Genomic DNA, 17,604 nt, shown 5'->3' on the forward strand with positions numbered 1-17,604 from the left:
GCCAGGCGCTCGACCTCGGCCATGTCGATCCGGTGGTCCTGTTCGCGGACCTGGTACGGGATGACGTTGTAGAGCCGGCCGGAGAAGTTGATCCGCATGCCGTGCGTCAGGTGCCCGCCGTGCGCCAGGTTCAGGCCCATGATAGTGTCCCCCGGACGGATCAGCGCATGCATCACCGAGGCGTTGGCCTGCGCCCCGGAGTGCGGCTGCACGTTCGCGAATTCCGCACCGAAAAGGGCCTTGACCCGGTCGATCGCCAACTGCTCCACAACGTCGACGTGCTCGCAGCCGCCGTAGTAGCGCTTGCCCGGGTAGCCCTCGGCGTACTTGTTGGTCAGCACCGAACCCTGCGCCTGCATCACGGCCACCGCGGTGTGGTTCTCCGAGGCGATCATCTCCAGCCCGTCCCGCTGGCGGGTCAGTTCGGCGTCGATCCTTACAGCGATCTCCGGATCCAGCGCGGACAGGTCCGCGTCCAGCGACGCGGAGACGACCTGCTCAAACGCGACGGTCACGGTGCCGGCGGCAGCGGCGCCGCTCACAGTTCGCCGCCGTTCTTGGACGCGTACTCTTCAGCCGACAGGAGCGGACCGTCCGATTCGGCGGCGACCTTGACGAGCCAGCCGGCACCGTACGGGTCGCTGTTGATCAGCGCGGGATCATCGACGACGGCGGGGTTGATTTCGGTGACTTCGCCGGTGACGGGGGAATACAGGTCTGAGACGGACTTGGTCGACTCAACCTCGCCGCAGGTCTCCCCGGCAGTCACTGCGGAGCCGACCTCGGGCAGGTCCACGTAGACGATGTCGCCCAGGGCATCCGTGGCCACGGCGGAGATACCGATGGACACGACGTTCCCGGCCTCACGCGCAACCCACTCGTGCTCGTCGGAGTACTGCAGTTCGGGGGCAACTTTTGCCATGTGTTTTTCCYAAGTCTTGGAGTGGTCTTGGTGCTAAATCAAATTGTGGCCGGGTTGCGCGGCGGGACTCGCCATCCTCCCCGCCATCTCCCTAACCTCGCAAGCTCGGCCAGGGAACCCTGATGGTGTGGGCCCACGCGTGCTCGGTCGCGAATGCGCCCGAGCACGCAGAGGATGTTGGGTCCGACGGGCCAACGCAAGCCCGGAGCCGGGCACCGCTGAGGCGCCCAGGCCGGAACCGGCCCAGTTGGGCTACTTTTGGCGCTTGTAGAAAGGCAGTGCGACCACTTCGAAGGGCTCGGCCTTGCCGCGGAGATCGATGTCCAGGGCGGTGCCGGGCTCGGTGAATTCGATATCGACGTAGGCCATCGCGACCGGGTAGCCGAGGCTCGGGCTGGGCTGGCCCGAGGTGACTTCGCCCACCACGTTGCCGTCCTTGAGGACCGGGTAGTGGCCGCGGCCGGCCCGGCGTCCGAGGCCCTTGAGTCCCACGAGCTTGCGGCCCGTCGTGGCACCCGCGCCGGCTTCCTTCTTGGCGGCCAGGGCGGCCTTGCCGATGAAGTCGCCTTCCTTGGACAGCGCGACGACGGGGCCCAGGCCGGCGGCGAACGGATCGCCTTCGAGGGAGAGCTCGTTGCCGTAAAGCGGCATGCCGGCCTCGAGGCGGAGCGAATCGCGGGACGCGAGCCCGGCGGGGGTCAGCTCGCCTTCCTCGGCGATGGCGACCAGCGCCTGCCAGAGGGCGGCGGCGTCGTCGTTCGCGACGAAGATCTCGAAGCCGTCCTCACCGGTGTAGCCGGTGCGGGCCAGGAGGAGCTCCTGGCTGGCGCCGCCGAACATAAAGGGGACGTCGACGGCGGCGTAGTACTTCAGGCCCGTGACGAGTTCGTGCTGCGCGGCCGGAACCAGGCGCAGCAGGATCTCCTGGGCTTTGGGGCCCTGCACGGCGATCAGCGAGGTCACGGCGGAGGCGTCCTCGACGGTGACGTCGAAGCCCCCCTCGTTGCCGGAAGCAGCGCGCTCGGCCAGGGCCGCGGCCACAACCTTGGCGTTGCCCGCGTTGGGGACCACCAGGAACTTCTCGTCGCCGCGGCGGTAGGTGATGAGGTCGTCAATGATGCCGCCGTCCTCGTTGCAGATCAGCGAGTACTTGGCCTTGCCAATGGCCATCGCGGAGATCTTGCCCACGAGGGCGTAGTCCAGGAAGGCTGCGGCGTCCGGGCCGGTGACCCAGACTTCACCCATGTGGGAGAGGTCGAACAGGCCCGCAGACTTGCGGACGGCGTGGTGCTCGGCGAGTTCGGAGCTGTACTTCAGCGGCATCTGCCAGCCGCCGAAGTCCGTGAAGGAGGCGCCGAGCTCCTTGTGCTCTTCGTAAAGTGCCGTGTAATTCTCAGTCATCGGTGGCTGTCCTTAGTTGGCGGAGTCGTCGGAGTGGTCCTCGAAGGCTTCGAGGGGCGGGCACGAGCAGATCAGGTTGCGGTCCCCCGCGGCGCCGTCGATCCGGCCGACCGGCGGGAAGTACTTGTCCTGCTTGAGCGTGTGGACCGGGAAGACGGCCTGCTCACGCGGGTACTCGCGGGTCCAGTCGGTGCTGATGACGGCTGCGGCGGTGTGCGGGGCGTTGCGCAGCGGGCTGTGCTCCACGGTGAAGTCGCCGTGGGCCACCTGGTCGATCTCTGCGCGGATGGCAACCATGGCGGTGATGAACCGGTCGATCTCGCCAAGGTCCTCGGATTCGGTGGGCTCCACCATCAGGGTGCCGGCAACCGGGAACGCGAGCGTGGGAGCGTGGAAGCCGTAGTCGATCAGGCGCTTGGCGACGTCCTCGGCGGTCACGCCGGTCTTGGCCGTGAGTTCGCGCAGGTCCAGGATGCACTCGTGGGCCACGAGGCCGCCTTCGCCGGTGTAGAGCACCGGGAAGGAGTCGTTCAGGCGGGCCGCGATGTAGTTCGCCGCGAGCAGGGCCGACTTGGTGGCCTCGGTGAGGCCCCGGCCGCCCATCAGCTTCACGTACGCCCAGGAGATCGGCAGCACACCGGCCGAGCCGTAGCGGGAGGCGGAGATCGGGGTGCCGTCGGCCGGGTCGGCGTTGTTGGCATCGCCGGGCATGAACGGTGCCAGGTGGGCCTTGGCAGCAACCGGGCCGACGCCGGGTCCGCCGCCGCCGTGCGGGATGCAGAAGGTCTTGTGCAGGTTCAGGTGCGAGACGTCGCCGCCGAACATGCCCGGCTGGGCCAGCCCCACGAGGGCGTTGAGGTTGGCGCCGTCGATGTAGACCTGCCCACCGGCCGCATGCACGGAGTCGCAGACCTCGCGGACGTCGGCGTCGTAGACCCCGTGGGTGGACGGGTAGGTGATCATGATCGCCGAGAGGACGTCCTTGTTGGCCTCGATCTTGGCGGCGAGGTCCGTGTGGTCGATCGTGCCGTCCGAAGCCGTGGCCACGACGACCACCTTCATGCCGGCGAGCACGGCGGAGGCGGCGTTGGTGCCGTGRGCCGAGGCCGGGATGAGGCAGACGTTGCGCTGCTCGTCTCCGCGGGAGTGGTGGTAGCCGCGGATGGCCAGCAGGCCGGCGAGCTCGCCCTGGGATCCGGCGTTGGGCTGGATGGAGACCTGGTCGTAGCCCGTGATCTCGGCGAGGTCAGCTTCGAGGCCGCTGATGAGCTCGCGCCAGCCCTCGGTCTGGGAGTCCGGGGCGAAGGGGTGGATGGAGGCGAACTCCGGCCAGGAGATGGCTTCCATCTCGGCCGTGGCGTTCAGCTTCATGGTGCACGAGCCCAGCGGGATCATGGTGCGGTCCAGGGCGAGGTCGCGGTCCGAGAGGCGGCGGATGTAGCGCAGCAGCTGGGTTTCGGAACGGTGCGTGTTGAAGACCGGGTGCTGCAGGAAGTCGGAGGTGCGCAGCACTGTCTCGGGCAGCTCGAAGCCCTTGGCCTCCAGGACCGGACCGGCGCCAAAGGCGACGACGACCGCGGCGAGGACCTCCGGCGTCGTGGTTTCATCGACGGACACGCCAACTGTGTCCGCGTCGATGAGCCGCAGGTTGATGCCCCGGGCCCCGGCGGCGGCGATGACCTTGGCGGCCTTGCCGGGCACGCGGACCGTGAGGGTGTCGAAGAAGGAGTCGCTCGCCAGTTCGCGGCCGGCGATCTTCAGCGTGGCGGCGAGGGCGCGGGTGTTGTTGTGGACGGTCTCGGCGATGGCTTTCAGCCCGTCGGGGCCGTGGTAGACGGCGTAGAACGAGGACACGATGGCCAGCAGTGCCTGCGCGGTGCAGATGTTGGACGTGGCCTTCTCGCGGCGGATGTGCTGCTCGCGGGTCTGCAGGGCCAGGCGGTACGCCGGCACGCCGGCGTTGTCTTTGGAGACGCCGACGATGCGGCCGGGGAGCGTGCGTTCCATGCCCTCGCGCACCGCCATGTAGGCGGCGTGCGGGCCGCCGAAGAACAGCGGCACGCCCAGGCGCTGGGTGGAGCCGACGGCGATGTCAGCACCCTGCTCGCCCGGAGGGGTGATCAGGGTCAGGGCCAGGAGGTCCGCTGCCACAGTGACCAGCGCGCCGCGTTCCTTGGCCTCGGCGATCACCCCGGACTGGTCCCACACCCGGCCGGAGACGCCGGGCTGCTGCAGGACGACGCCGTTGATCTCGCCGGCGGGCAGGCCCTTGGAGAGGTCGGCGACCTCCACCTCGAAGCCCAGGGCTTCGGCGCGGCCCAGCACAATGGCGATGGTCTGCGGGAGGCAGTCGGCGTCGAGGACGGTCTTGGCCCCGGCCGCGGACTTGTTCTTGTTGGCGCGGCGCATGAGGAGCACGGCCTCGGCGACGGCGGTGGCCTCGTCGAGGAGCGACGCATTGGCGACCGGGAGCGCGGTGAGGTCCTGGACCATGGTCTGGAAGTTCAGCAGCGCCTCGAGGCGGCCCTGGGAGATCTCCGGCTGGTAGGGCGTGTACGCGGTGTACCAGGCCGGGGCTTCGAGGATGTTGCGGCGGATCACCGGCGGGGTGACGGTGTCGTAGTAGCCCTGGCCGATCATCTGCACGGCCGTCTTGTTCTTGGAGGCGAGCTTGCGCAGCTCGGCCAGCACCTGGACTTCGCTGAGGGCGCTGTCCAGCGTGAGGGGCTTTTCCTGGCGAATGGAATCGGGGACCGCGTTGTCAACGAGGCCATCAACGCTGTCGTAGCCGACGGCCTTGAGCATGGTGTCGATGTCGGCCTGGCGGCGGGCGCCGATGTGGCGATCTGCGAAGGTGGACGGGGACGATTGAACCGTCATGAGAGGAACTCCATAATTCAGGTGGCATCAAAACGCCACGATGATTCGGGTTCCTCCCCGCTCTGTATTGGACCTGAGAGTTTCCGTTTTGCCCTGCTGATTGCAGCGCGCCACTTGCACCGTCGGTGAGCCCGGTTGCCCGGACTGCTTTCCAGAGTTGCCTTGCCGCGGCGGTACGTGGGCCTGAGAGATTCCTGGGGAGGATTTGCTCCTACGGCGCCTGCTGAACGTACCGGCAGGACTCTCCCGCCGCAGATCATAAGCCGTGCCACTGGTCGGTGACACAGCTCACAATTTATCTGGTTCCCGGGCAGGATGCAAAATTAATTTCAATTGAGTCGCTGATTCCTGCACCACGGGGGTGCCTCCCCGCCGTCGAATGCCAGCCAAGGAACAAGTCCATCCCCCGGGCCGTTGGGCTACTACGACCTGCCGTCCGCTGACGCTGGCAGCACCCTACACACCCGGACCGACACCACGGGAAACGCGAACCCTTCGAATATGATCGCGTGATGCCTCTCCTTATCGCTCCGGACGCAAGCTACCACTCCTCCTGGCTGGAAGGATCCGCAGAATTTGACGGCGCCCACCGGGACGGCGGGGGCGCGGAGGACTGGTCCCTGGAAGAACTCAAAGATGCCCAGTCGTTCCGCCGCTTTGTCGACGCCCTCATCAATGACGCTCGGCCGGAGAGCCCGCGGAAGCCAGGATATGTGCCCTGCACGTACTTGTGGGTCATGGAAGGTGACACGTTCCTTGGCTCACTGGCCATCAGGCACGAACTGAACGACTTCCTCTTCAACGAAGGCGGGCACATCGGCTACAGCGTGAGGCCCTCCGCCAGGCGTCGCGGCCACGCAGCGAGGGCGCTGGCTGATGCCTTGCCGATTGCCCGTGAACTGGGAATCCCCCGGGTTCTTCTCACATGCGATGAGGATAATGCAGGCTCCCGGGCGACCATCGAAAAGAACGGCGGCGCCTACGAGGACACCCGCAACGGCAAACGCCGCTACTGGGTCGACACCGTCTGACCGGGCACGCCCCGAACGAACTGATCTCCGTTTACAGAGCGTGAAGTCGGTGCGACGCTGAACGCAATTCGGCCCCGGGGGCTGTCTTCGAACTGGGGGTAACGAAAATGCAATGGGGCACGCCGCAACCGGAAAGTCCGTGGCCGCATGACATGGTGATCAGCGTCAATGACGATCCACACCACCTGACTCTCCTTCTGTTTGTCCGGCAGGCATGGTCCCTGGCCGGCGACCTCAACATCCCGCCCCTAAGCCCCGTACCAGACTGTGGTCATTCCCGGATGCCGGAATCGGCTGATGCCTCCACGTGGGAGAAGCGCTGGAAAACGTCATGGGACCAGGCCTGGAGCTGGTACCCGATCGATGATCCAACGCACCATCCCACGCCCGCGGAATTGCGCGAGTCCGGGGACGCCAGTCAGGGGTTGAATCCTTTGATCCCACCCTTTTGGACTCAACGGTATGAATGGGAAGGTCTGGACCGCGAGGCTTATCAAGCCTGGGACCGAAGCCTGATCCCGAAATTTCCCCACGATGCCGAACCCCGAAGTCTCCAAGAACTCATCCCGGCATGGGAAAGCGGAATCGACACCGTCATCGTGCTGCCGTACGAGGGGTACTTCGCACACCGGCTGAGCCGGCGGCACCTCGTTGTGTCGGCCGCAACCAGGAATACCCCTGAGCACTACAGCAGGGCGCTACGAGAAAACGCACTGTAGACCCGCAGAGGCCGGGCTACCTCTCCTGCTAAGGGGACCGGCACGGAAATACGCGTCGGTCACGGCCACCGTTGGGACGTTAATGCCGCGCAGGCCCGAACCAGCTGGCCAGCGCATCCTCCAGCCCCCGCCGAGTCCCGTCTCCCGTCCACGCCACATGCCCGTCCGGCCGGATCAACACGGCCGCAGGAGCATTGACTGAACCGATCACCGGAAGCTCCCACCCGCCGTCGTACGTGGCGTCCACCAACTGCACCCGATCCATCCACGGCCCCGGGTCGATGCTGCCCGGCGCGCCGAGGTTGAGCAGCACCGCACGGGCATCGTGCAGGAAGGTGAACACGCGCCGCGGGCCGTTGGCGGTGACGACGTCGAGATCGGGCATGCGGCGCCCGAGCAGCGGGTGCCCCTCACCGAGGTCGTAGCGGACGTCCAGGCCGGAGATGAGGCCGCCCAGCCGCTTCCGGGCCTCATCGATCGTCAGCAGGCCGGCCACCGTGTCGGCCAACGCACCGATGCGCGGGTCGGCCCTCTGCATGATTGACTGCGCCATCGTGTGCTTCAGCGCACGGGCCCCGGCGGGGTGCCGCTCGGCGTGATAGGTGTCCAGCAGGCGGTCCGGCGCAATACCCTTGACCACCTGGGCGAGTTTCCAGCCGAGGTTCACGGCGTCCTGGATGCCGAGCCCGATCCCCTGCCCGCCCGAAGGAGCATGGATGTGCGCGGCATCCCCGGCCAGCAGCACGCGGCCGCTGCGGTAGGCCGCGGCCTGCCGCGTGGCGTCGGTGAACCGCGAGATCCACGTCGGAGTGTGCACCCCGAAATCCGTGTCATAGACCTCGGTCAGCGCCTTGCGGAGGTCAGCCAGGGTGGGCTCGGCAGCCGGTCCAAGCTGCTTCTCGGTCACCACCACCCGCGTGGTTCGTCCGTCCTCCATAAGGTGCAGCCCGTGGATCCCCACCTCGTCGATGCGGATGCCTGCCGGCGTCTCCTCTGTCACCTCCACTTCGGCGATCAGGCTGCTCCTCGTCGCATCCCAGCCGGGGAACTCGATGCCGGCTGCCTTGCGGACAGCACTTCGCCCGCCGTCGGCACCAACCAGGTACAGCGCGCGCATCGGCCCGCCGCCGGCGAGATGCACGTCGACCCCGCTGTCGTCCTGGGTAAAGCCGGCGACCTCGAGCCCCCGATGGACCGGCACACCCAGCTCCTCGATCCAGCCAGCCAGGATCCGCTCAATATGGTTCTGCCACAGGCCGAGCGTGTAAGGGTGCCGTGTAGGAAAGTCGCTCACGTCCAGGGTTGTTTTCCCGAAGAACGCCGCCTGGACGGGCTTGCCCTCGGCGAGGAACCGGTCGGCAATCCCGCGCTGATCGAGGATTTCGATCGTCCGCGAGTGGAACCCGCCCGCACGCGAGCCCACCAGCTCCGGCGTCGAGCGGCGCTCCACAATCGCCGCATCCACCCCCGCCAGCGTCAGCTCACCGGCCAGCATCATCCCAGTCGGACCGCCTCCGGCAACGATCACATCCACCATCACAATCCCCACCTCTCCAAGCCGACAAGCACGGCGATGCCGGCCTGAGCCCGACGCCGGCACGGAACGTCAACTGGTCAGTACTCACCCTTAATCACGAAGTAGGAGCCGCGGATAGCGCCCGTTGGCGCGCAACCCGGCCAGCGCCTCGGCGACCGGAGAGCATTCCAAGCCGACAGTAGAAACGCTCTCGAAGTCAGCGATGTACGGCATGCGCCCTCCAGGTCAGATGTGCTGGGACCAACGATAGTAGAAATGCCTCTTCGATTCGGCACCTCAATAAGCCGGCCAGAACAGTCGATCGGTCTTTTGTCGGCCCGTCCGGCTACACTGAATGTATCGAACATATATTCGAATAAAGGTGTGTTGTGGGCGTTGTTGTCGGTCCCCGTGTGATAGATGCGGGCATGTCGTTGTTGTCGGTGCTGATCTCTCCGGTCCCTGTTGCGGCCGGGTATCCGTCGCCGGCGCAGGACTACTTTGATGGCCGGATTGACCTGAACGAGCACCTGATCAAGGACATCACCAGCACGTACGTCGTGCGGGTGTCCGGGGACTCGATGGAGGGCGCCGGCATCAGCGACGGCGATGAACTGATCGTGAACCGGGCCCTGGAACCCAAAGACGGGTCCGTGGTCATCGCTGTCCTGGACGGGGAGCTGACCATCAAGCGGCTGCGGATCGCGGCCACCGGCGTCGTGCTGCAGGCGGAGAACCCGGCGTACCCGGATATCCGGGTCCCGTCGGTCTCGGATCTGGTCATCTGGGGCGTCGCGACCCGGTGCCTGCACCATGTCTGAGGCCAGCCATGTCTAAACCGGCCACGATGCGGCGGATGCCGCAGATCGCGCACGTGGATGTGAACTGCTTCTATGCGTCGGCCGAGCGGGCGTTCGACCCGTCCCTGGAGGGCCGTCCCGTCGTCGTCCTCTCCAACAACGACGGTTGCGCCGTCACCCGGTCCGCGGAAGCCAAGGCCCTCGGCATCGCGCTGGGCGAGCCATGGTTCAAACTCGCCCCGCGGGCCAGAGAGTGGGGACTCGTTGCCCTCTCCAGCAACTATGAGCTCTACGGGGACATCAGCGCCCGGGTCATGGAACTGCTCGGCCGGTACTCCGCCTGGCTGGAGGTCTACAGCATCGACGAGGCCTTCCTCGGCGTCAAAGGCACCCCGGAGGAACTCCTGGCTCTCGGCCGGACCATGAAGACCGCCGTGCGCCGCAACGTCGGGGTACCGGTCTGCGTCGGGATCGCCGGGACCAAGACCCTGGCGAAACTGGCCAACAAATGGGCCAAGAACAACCCGGCCTTCGCCGGCGTCTGCCACTGGGACTCCGTGGCCGCCGCAGACAGGGAATCACTGATGCGCCGCCTGTCCGTGATTGAGATCTGGGGTGTCGCCACGCGGCTGACCAAACGGCTCAACGCCCTGGGCATCCAGTCCATCCTGGATCTGTCCCGGGCCGACCCGGTCATGGTCAGGGACCGGTTCTCCGTGGTCATGATGCGCACCGTCCTGGAACTGCAGGGCACCGCGTGCATCCCGATGGAGGAAGAACGGATCGGGCGGGACCAGCTCATCTTCTCCCGTTCCTTCGCCACCCCCATCACCACCGCGGCAGGGCTGCGGCAGGTCCTCTCCGTCTACGGCCAACAGGCCTCGGCGCGGCTGGCCAAACACGGACTGCAGGCCAAAGTCCTCACCGCGTTCGCCGGCACCTCACACTTCAACCCGAGAGACACCTCCTACCCCTCGGTCTGCGTGCCGCTGCCGATGCCCACCGCGGACCCGGTCCTGCTGACAGGGGCTGCCCACGCGCTCCTCCCCCACATCCACGAGGGGATCAGGTACGCCAGGGCCGGCATCATGGTCACCGACCTGCGGCCCACCGGCGACCAGGCACCCCTGGCCCTGTTCGAAAACCCGCACGAGGAACGCCGCGTCGGAACCCTCCTGGAAGATGTGACCCGCCGGTACGGCCGCGGCTCCATCGGCCTCGGCCACGCCGGAATCCGGGGCGGGCCGGACTGGACCATGAAACGGGACCTGCTCTCCCCCCGCTACACCACCCACTGGGACGAACTCCCCCTCGTCAAAGCCGCCTGAACCCAACACACGCCCGCACCGCCGCACCACGAAAGAACACCCACATGACCCTCGCGCCCGTTGCCCCCACCCAGACCCACGACCTGCAGGTCCGCACCGACCCGGCGGGCAAACCCCTTGCCATCCGGCACGACGGACGGATCTGGGTTGTCGATCCCGGCACGGAGTCCCAGCACTGGTTCGAAAGCGACTCCCGGCAGGACACCGGGCGCACTGCCGCCGTGGGCAGCGGCGGCCTGGTCAGCGTCGAATACTGGCGCGTGCAGGTCCGCCTCGGCTCCAACTCCCCGCTGCGGACCGTCACTCTGCGCCGTGAACAGCCCTCCCCCGGGTGGTTCCTGGAACACGTCAGTGACGGCAGCTAGGCAACAGTGCCAACTAACTGTCAACGAATCAGCGATCAAACATGGGAGGGGATCAGAAAAGAATTCACGCTGCCGGCCCTGGACCAGGTCCGCCGCCGCCTCTCCGAGCTCATGGAAGACCCGGAGCCGGTGATGCAGCAGCTGGTCCGGGTCTTCATCGACGACGGCACCTTCTGCCCCGGATTCCAGTTCCTCCCCGGCGGCCAGCTCCGCCCGCCGGTCGTTGAGCTCTTTCAGCGTGCGCTGGAGCTGCAGATCCCGCACAACTACTTCACGGTCTGGATGGTCACTCCGTCCCGGGACCTTGCCGGCTCCCGCCCCGTCGACCTGCTGAAGAACAGCCGTGCCCCTCTGCTTCGCACGTTGGAATCCTACGGGTGGCGCTAGATGGCTCTTGACCGCACTGCCGGGAATCCCAGACGGTGTAGTTCCCGGTATCGGTGGTGATGTCCCAGAGAAGAACTGCCCCGACCGCCCCGACCGGCGTGGCGGATCTTCCCCCGGTGCGAGAATGTCTGCATGCTCACCTTTCTGGAGACGGAACGCCTTCTGCTCCGGCAGTTCACCGCCGACGATGCGGAGCTACTCGTGGAACTGGACAGCGATCCGGGCGTGATGCGGTACATCACCGGCGGTATCCCCACCTCCCGGGGCGAAATAGAAGGCGACTTCCTCCCGGCCTTCCTCGACTACTACCGGCGCTTTCCCGGCTACGGGTTCTGGGCCGCGCTCGAGAAGACGACCGGGGAATTCCTTGGCTGGTTCCACTTCCGGCCAAGCCCCGACGATCCACAAGATCAGCCGGAACTGGGCTACCGGCTGCGCCGCGCGGCCTGGGGAAAGGGCCACGCGACAGAGGGATCGCGGGCGCTGATCGCTAAAGGCTTCACCGAGTTCGGGGTGCAACGGGTTGTAGCCTCGGCCATGGCAGCCAACACGGCCTCCCGAAGGGTGATGGAGAAATCCGGGATGCGCCTCGTGCGGGCTTTCGTCGGCGACTGGCCGGGGTCCGTTCCGGGAGAAGAGCACGGCTACGTCGAGTACGCGATCACCCGAGATGAATGGGAGGCTGACGATTCCCGCCTTCGTCCCCAGTGACCCTCCGGTATCAGCCGGCCGCACGTAAGACATTGCTGAGGTGCACCGCAGCGAGGTCCGCGATCGACTCTGAGGAGATTCCACAAGGCCGGACCAGCGCAAACGTCGCAGCGGCGAGGGCCGCGAGGTCGGGTACGGCTGCGGCGCGGCCAGGGCGATCCGACGGCGGCCCTACATGAGGGTTCCTTAATGCGCCCTTCATCTGGACTTCATGGTCTTAGTTCAAGCTGACAATCTCAAGTGGCACTTCCACCGCTGGAGCTGATCCCATGAGTTGGTACCTGCCCGCCCCGCAATACGCCGACGAAGCTACGGGCACAACCTGGTGCGTCTGCCGGGCCTGGTTCGATAAGAGACCAGGAGACTACGTGCTGGAGGTCCTCAGCCAGGGCCGGACCCCCGCCCTCCGTGGAGCCTATCTGCGCCACGGGCGCTTTGAACTCGTGCCGCTGGACGATCCTGAACTGCCCGCTTTGCGGGCGGAAGCGCAGCAAGGCGAACTCATCGCGTATCGGCCCCACAGACGGGCGGTGGTCCGGGCGGAGGGCCGTTACATCAAGATCTTCCGGCCAGGGCAGGCCATCGCATCCGCCGAACGCTGCGCACACGTGGACATTCTCCTGGACGCCGCCGGTACCTTCACGACCCCCAGGATCCTTCGCAGCTCCGATGATGTCATCGTTTTCAGCACCGTCCCGGGACCGACCCTGAACGAGTTGGGCGAGAACGACTCCACGGCCAGCGACGAATCGTTCGCGTGGGCATGGGAGAAATGGTCGCGCTCGTGGGTCGCTCAGCTGAGCGCCCCGCACGGCAGCGCCGCACGCAGCGTTCTGAACAGCCTGCCGCTCCGCTCAGCAGAGGTGAAAGCAGCGGATCTGTGGCGATCCGTGAACCGCTGGCTGCGCCACTTCGAAAACGTGCCGGAAATGTCGCCTCAAGGAAGTGCCCTGCGGGCCGCGGCAGAGGATGTGACGACGAATTTGCTTCGGTCGGCCCCGGATCCGCTGGTGTGGTCCCATGGAGACCTGCACGGCAAGCAGATCATCGCAGTCGACGGCCGGTCCCCGCTCGGATTGCTGGATCTTGACAAAGGAGCCCAAGCCGAGGCGGCCCTCGATCTGGCCAATATGGACGTGCGCTTGGAGCTGCACCGGCGACGGAACCGCATGTCGTCGGCACGTTACCTTACGGCTCACAATCAGGTGTTGGCCGTAGCCGAGGAACTACATGTCAATCCAGACCGGTTCCATGCCTACATGGACGCGCTCTGGCTCCGTGAGGCATTGGTTCCGCTACCCGGGCGCCTAGTCATGGCAACCGCCGTTCTCGACGAACGGGCAAAGCATTATCAGACCACAAAGGCATAGCTTCCATCAGCTCCCTTGACGCCGCAACAAGCTGCCGGCCTCCACGTGTGAACAGAACCGGCGGCCGCGATGGACTCGCGGCCGCCGGCTGTAATCCGGTGGGACCTGGGCTCAGCGCACCGACTTCCGCTCGTAGATCGCCATCGACCAGGCGTACCCGGCGACCACGATCACCACGCACCATCCGACCGCGAGCGCCGGGCTCCAACCGAGCGGGGTGCCGAGCAGCAGCCCGCGGATGGCCTCGATGAACGGCGTGAACGGCTGGTACTGCGCGAACCACTGCAGCCACTCCGGCATCGACTCGGTCGGCACGAAACCGCTGCTGAGGAACGGCAGGAAGGTCAGCACGAGGGGCCAATTGCTGGCTGTCTCGACCGACTTCGCCTGCATGCCCATGGCGACGCCGAGCCAGCTGATCGCGTACGCGATCAGCACCAGCAGACCGGCGGCGGCGAACCACTCGACCGCTCCGGCCGTCGGGCGGAAGCCGATCAGCAGTCCGACGCCGAGCACGAGCGCGACGGCGATGATCGCCTGGATGGTGTTGCCGAGCACGTGCCCGGCGAGCACCGCAGCCCGCGAGATCGCCATCGTGCGGAACCGCGCCGTGATGCCCTCGGTCATGTCCATCGCGACCGTCGTCGCGGTGCCGCCGGCGCTGCCCGCGATGGTCAGCAGCAGGATGCCCGGCATGATGTACGCGACGTACGCTTCCCGCCCGCCGGCCGGATCCGCCCCGGGCAGGCCGGCACCGAGTGTGCCGCCGAACACGAACACGAAGAACAGCAGGATCACGACCGGCCCCACGATGGTGAACACCGACAGGCCCGGGTAGCGCACCATGTGCAGCAGGTTGCGGTGCAGCATCGTGATCGAGTCGGCGACGACGTGCGATTGTCGGCTGGTGCCCGGGGCCGTCTTGCGCTGGGCGGTGATGGTGGTCATGATGCTGTTCCCTTCAGGTCGGCCCGGCCGGTGAGCGCGAAGAACACGTCATCGAGGTCCGGGGTGTGGATGCTGAGGTCGTCGACCTCGACGTCGGCCGCATCGAGGCGGTCCAGCACGGTGCGCAGCGCGCCGACCCCGCCGTCGCTCGGCACGGTGAGCGCGAGCCCGGCGTCGTCGCGATCGGACTCGTCAAGCAGGCGGGAGGCGGTGTCGAGCGCCGCGGCATCCGCGAACCGGAGCCGGATGTGCCCGCCGGGCACCAGGCGCTTGAGCTCGTCCGGCGTCCCCTCGGCGACGATGCGGCCGCCGTCGAGCACCGCAATGCGGTCCGCGAGTTCGTCCGCTTCGTCGAGGTACTGGGTGGTGAGTAGGACGGTGGTGCCGTCCGCGACGAGGCTGCGCACGATGTCCCACATGGTGTGGCGGCTGCGCGGGTCCAGGCCGGTGGTGGGCTCGTCGAGGAAGATCACGCTCGGTGTCGCGACGAGGGTCATCGCGAGGTCGAGGCGGCGCTGCATCCCGCCGGAGTAGGTGGCGAGCGGCTTGCGGGCGGCGTCGACGAGGTCGAACTGCTCGAGCAGCTCGACCACCCGGGTCTTCGAGCGCTTCGCCCCAAGGTGGCGCAGCCGCGCCATCAGCAGGAGGTTCTCCTCGCCGGTGAGCAGTTTGTCCACCGCGGAGAACTGGCCGGTGAGGCCGATCGCGGCGCGCACGCCGTCGTGGTCGCGCACGACGTCGCATCCGTTGACGAACGCTGTGCCGCCGTCGGGCCGCACGAGCGTGGACAGGATGTGCACAGTGGTCGTCTTCCCGGCGCCGTTCGGGCCGAGCAGCGCGGTGACGGTGCCGGCGTTGACGGTGAGGTCGACGTTGTCGAGCACCACCTTTCCGCCGTAGGACTTCCGCAGCCCGTGGACTGCGATCGCTGGCGTGTTCATGAGTGTCGTTCCCTTCTGTTGGGTGCCCGGATTCACCGCGCGCGATGGATGCTGATGTTGCCGTGCTGCGTGCGTGCACGTATTTCGACCGTCTGTTCCGACGCGTCGGGGGCGCCGTCGCCGTCGAGCTCGTTGCGCACGTGCCCTGCCTTCGAGGACAGGTCGAGCCAGGCGGGAACGCCGGGCCGCACGCCGATGGTGACCTGGCCGAAGCCGCTTTCGACTTGGATGGAACCGCTTGAGACCTCTCCCAGCTGGATGCTGCCGTAAGCGGTCTTCGCCGTAACGGAGCCGCGTGCCCTTGGGATCTCGAGGTCGCCGTAGGAGAGCTTCGCGTCGAGGTCGCCGCCGGAATCCCCGACCTGGATGGTGCCATGCGAGGCCTTGAGGATCGCGTCGCCGGTGACCGTGCCGATCCGGATCTGACCGTGGTCGGCCGTGATCTCGACCCCGCCTTCTGCGGTGCCCACGGTCGCGTTGCCGTGCGAGGCGCGCAGCCACAGGTCGCCGGTGGTGTCGACATCCACGGGGCCAAGCGAGCTCTTGATCCGGGTGGCGCCGAGGCGGCCGACGGTACGCAGGCCGCCGACCGCGATCTCGGCGGCGAGCCGCGACCCCGTCGGCAGCTCGACTTTCACATCGACCGACTCGGATGGGCCGATCCAGCTGAGGCGGGGCCGCGGGCCCGTGATGGTGAGCCGCTGGCCATCGACGTCGACCCTGGTCTCCTCCGCGCCTCGGCGGTCGACCGCCTTCTCGGGGTTCGTCGGCAACACGGTCACCACCGTGTCGGCGCGGTCGCTGGCGAAGACATCGATTGCGCCGACCTGCAGGTTGATGGCGAGGTCGATTGGGCCGGGGGTGTTGTAGGTGGGCATACTGACGCCTCCCTTTCTCTACGCGTGTTGATATGGCCCCGCGGGTCCGCGTGGCCGGGAAATGGTGAAGGTGGGTGGTTGAGCGGGTTAGCGCGCCCAGCCCGCAAAGTTGTCGCCGGTGCGCAGCGTGCGCTGCGTGGATCGTCGTTGCTTCGGTTGGATAGCGGCCGCAATCGCACGGACCAGCCAGGTGTTGACGGACATGCCGTCAGCCGCCGCCGCCTCGTCCACCCGCGCCTTGAGGGCATCCGGCAGGCGGAGCGTGGTGCGCGAGGTGCTCGCGTCCTCGAGGTCGACGGTTGCGGCGGGCCGCTCGTCACTGTCGGGCTCGGCGTTCGGCGGGGTAACTACGAACTCGATGTCGCGTCCGCGCAGCCGCATGTCAACCGATCCGGGTGCGAGGTCGCGGGTGATCTCGCCGGCCGCGGCCGACAGGACGTCGAGTAGCACGAGCCGCACCGCGGCATCCAGTCCGGCGGCGAGCCGCTCCGCGACGGCGCGAGTGTCCTCCGTGCCGTTCTCCGCGGTATCCACTAGCTGGCGCTGCAGGTCGCTGACGTACTGTCCAAGTTCCATGCCACCATAGTGACACCATAGTGGTGTCACGTCAAGGCATCGTGGTGTCATTGGTTCGGTGAGGCGGCTGGGTTTCGAAGCGATGGACCGTGCGGTTCTGCGTGTACTTTGCCAGCGATGCCCGCGCCTGGGTGATTTTCCAGGTCCCAGTTTGGCCAAGTGCAGGCCACGGCTAGCGGCCTGCACCCGGTCCTTTTTCTCAGGTCCAAACGTGACTGAATCGGAGCGTCTAGATTTGCGGACTAAACGGTGCCGGTGCCCGGGTCGTCGTGACGATTTCGGCTTCGTCCGAGCTCACTGGTATGCGAGCACCGCCGCCGCCGTCATCAGTCAGAACATCGCTAATTTTGTCCCAAGCGCGGCTGGCCAGGTCCTCGGCCGCGTCCCATATGCCTGACAGACTGAACGCAAGTACGTCAAACCCAGGGTTCTTCGTCCTTGAGACCACGAGATCCGGCGTCTTTCCGTCTGCTGTTAATAGTGCTGTTTGACCGTGCACCATTGCACGAAATCGATATCCCTGGCAGGATTCTGTAGGTTCAGATATAAAAACCCCGGGTGCGTCTGCAACCGGCTTAAAAGTAATTTTAGACATTTTTCTCTCCGTTGATCCCCAGATTCGGAGTTGATTAAACAGATGCAGAAGCATGAGCTTCGCGAATAGCGATATTCCACTGCAGAGTCAAAATCTAGCGCGGGAATAATCGACAAACATGCGTATTCTCGGCAGGTCAGACTCGGAGTTATTCCCCCCATCATCGACTTACACTCGACATCGTCCTCGCAGGAGACATGAAAGTCAACGACGCCTGTGACAGGTGATTCCGAGGG

18 protein-coding genes, 1 pseudogene and 2 riboswitches are annotated in these 17,604 nt (G+C 66.4%); of the genes and pseudogenes, 8 read left to right on the plus strand and 11 right to left on the minus strand.

Going from position 1 to position 17,604, the window contains the following annotated elements; genetic code table 11:
* From AC1D2F_RS22270 to gcvP, 4 genes are all read right to left on the minus strand, one after another.
* On the minus strand, positions 1–542 hold a 542-nt coding region (locus AC1D2F_RS22270), incomplete at its 3' end, for a PLP-dependent aminotransferase family protein (protein ID WP_476967734.1).
* Positions 539–922: a glycine cleavage system protein GcvH gene (gene gcvH / locus AC1D2F_RS22275; RefSeq protein WP_364746274.1), complete on the minus strand. Its 384-nt coding sequence runs from the start codon at positions 920–922 to the stop codon at positions 539–541. The genes AC1D2F_RS22270 and gcvH, both read right to left, overlap by 4 nt.
* A 252-nt stretch (positions 923–1,174) precedes the next feature.
* Complete coding sequence (gene gcvT, locus AC1D2F_RS22280) at positions 1,175–2,323, minus strand: glycine cleavage system aminomethyltransferase GcvT (protein ID WP_364746271.1); 1,149 nt, start codon at positions 2,321–2,323, stop codon at positions 1,175–1,177.
* Positions 2,324–2,335: 12 nt separating this feature from the next.
* Positions 2,336–5,203 carry an aminomethyl-transferring glycine dehydrogenase gene (gcvP, locus tag AC1D2F_RS22285; protein ID WP_476967735.1) on the minus strand — a complete coding sequence of 956 codons (2,868 nt, stop codon included), beginning with the start codon at positions 5,201–5,203 and terminating at the stop codon, positions 2,336–2,338.
* 52 nt (positions 5,204–5,255) lie between these two features.
* A riboswitch (glycine riboswitch) is annotated at positions 5,256–5,363 on the minus strand.
* A 1-nt stretch (position 5,364) separates the two neighbouring features.
* Positions 5,365–5,462: riboswitch (glycine riboswitch) on the minus strand.
* A gap of 253 nt (positions 5,463–5,715) precedes the next feature.
* Between gcvP and AC1D2F_RS22290 the strand changes: the two genes are divergently transcribed.
* Positions 5,716–6,234: a GNAT family N-acetyltransferase gene (locus tag AC1D2F_RS22290; RefSeq protein ID WP_476967736.1), complete on the plus strand. Its 519-nt coding sequence runs from the start codon at positions 5,716–5,718 to the stop codon at positions 6,232–6,234.
* Positions 6,235–6,386: 152 nt separating this feature from the next.
* A complete protein-coding gene (locus AC1D2F_RS22295) occupies positions 6,387–6,953 on the plus strand; it encodes a hypothetical protein (RefSeq protein ID WP_476967737.1) in 567 nt (188 codons plus the stop codon).
* A 79-nt stretch (positions 6,954–7,032) separates the two neighbouring features.
* On the opposite strand, the gene AC1D2F_RS22300 is transcribed toward AC1D2F_RS22295, so the two are convergent.
* A complete protein-coding gene (locus AC1D2F_RS22300) occupies positions 7,033–8,490 on the minus strand; it encodes an FAD-dependent monooxygenase (RefSeq protein ID WP_476967738.1) in 1,458 nt (485 codons plus the stop codon).
* Between the two features lie 123 nt (positions 8,491–8,613).
* A pseudogene (locus AC1D2F_RS22305) lies at positions 8,614–8,703 on the minus strand (phage tail protein); the annotation flags it as partial.
* Positions 8,704–8,858: 155 nt separating this feature from the next.
* On the opposite strand from AC1D2F_RS22305, the gene AC1D2F_RS22310 reads away from it, so the two are divergent.
* The 6 genes from AC1D2F_RS22310 to AC1D2F_RS22335 all read left to right on the plus strand — a co-directional run bounded on the left by AC1D2F_RS22310 (position 8,859) and on the right by AC1D2F_RS22335 (position 13,430).
* Complete coding sequence (locus AC1D2F_RS22310) at positions 8,859–9,290, plus strand: LexA family protein (protein ID WP_476967739.1); 432 nt, start codon at positions 8,859–8,861, stop codon at positions 9,288–9,290.
* An 8-nt stretch (positions 9,291–9,298) separates the two neighbouring features.
* Positions 9,299–10,597, plus strand: a complete 1,299-nt coding sequence (locus AC1D2F_RS22315; protein ID WP_476967740.1) for a Y-family DNA polymerase — start codon at positions 9,299–9,301, stop codon at positions 10,595–10,597.
* A gap of 44 nt (positions 10,598–10,641) precedes the next feature.
* Complete coding sequence (locus tag AC1D2F_RS22320) at positions 10,642–10,962, plus strand: hypothetical protein (RefSeq protein ID WP_229991997.1); 321 nt, start codon at positions 10,642–10,644, stop codon at positions 10,960–10,962.
* Positions 10,963–10,968: 6 nt separating this feature from the next.
* Entirely contained in the window at positions 10,969–11,349 is a 381-nt protein-coding gene (locus tag AC1D2F_RS22325; RefSeq protein WP_364746293.1) for a hypothetical protein, read from the plus strand.
* Positions 11,350–11,481: 132 nt separating this feature from the next.
* Positions 11,482–12,060: a GNAT family N-acetyltransferase gene (locus AC1D2F_RS22330; RefSeq protein WP_364746296.1), complete on the plus strand. Its 579-nt coding sequence runs from the start codon at positions 11,482–11,484 to the stop codon at positions 12,058–12,060.
* A 269-nt stretch (positions 12,061–12,329) separates the two neighbouring features.
* Positions 12,330–13,430, plus strand: a complete 1,101-nt coding sequence (locus AC1D2F_RS22335; protein ID WP_364746299.1) for a hypothetical protein — start codon at positions 12,330–12,332, stop codon at positions 13,428–13,430.
* A 111-nt stretch (positions 13,431–13,541) separates the two neighbouring features.
* Here the strand turns inward: AC1D2F_RS22335 and AC1D2F_RS22340 are convergent, their stop codons facing one another.
* From AC1D2F_RS22340 to AC1D2F_RS22360, 5 genes are all read right to left on the minus strand, one after another.
* Positions 13,542–14,378 (minus strand): ABC transporter permease, encoded by an 837-nt coding sequence (locus AC1D2F_RS22340; protein WP_229992001.1) that lies wholly within the window; start codon positions 14,376–14,378, stop codon positions 13,542–13,544.
* Entirely contained in the window at positions 14,375–15,319 is a 945-nt protein-coding gene (locus tag AC1D2F_RS22345; RefSeq protein WP_229992002.1) for an ATP-binding cassette domain-containing protein, read from the minus strand. The genes AC1D2F_RS22340 and AC1D2F_RS22345 overlap by 4 nt, the downstream gene beginning before the upstream one ends.
* Positions 15,320–15,351: 32 nt before the next feature.
* Complete coding sequence (locus AC1D2F_RS22350) at positions 15,352–16,197, minus strand: DUF4097 family beta strand repeat-containing protein (RefSeq protein WP_229992003.1); 846 nt, start codon at positions 16,195–16,197, stop codon at positions 15,352–15,354.
* Positions 16,198–16,284: 87 nt separating this feature from the next.
* Positions 16,285–16,773, minus strand: a complete 489-nt coding sequence (locus tag AC1D2F_RS22355; RefSeq protein ID WP_229992005.1) for a type II toxin-antitoxin system HicB family antitoxin — start codon at positions 16,771–16,773, stop codon at positions 16,285–16,287.
* Positions 16,774–17,002: 229 nt separating this feature from the next.
* Positions 17,003–17,368, minus strand: coding sequence for a hypothetical protein (locus AC1D2F_RS22360; RefSeq protein ID WP_229992006.1), 366 nt, complete (start codon positions 17,366–17,368; stop codon positions 17,003–17,005).
* Positions 17,369–17,604 lie beyond the last annotated feature (236 nt).

This window comes from Arthrobacter sp. P1_B3, from assembly GCF_056406615.1.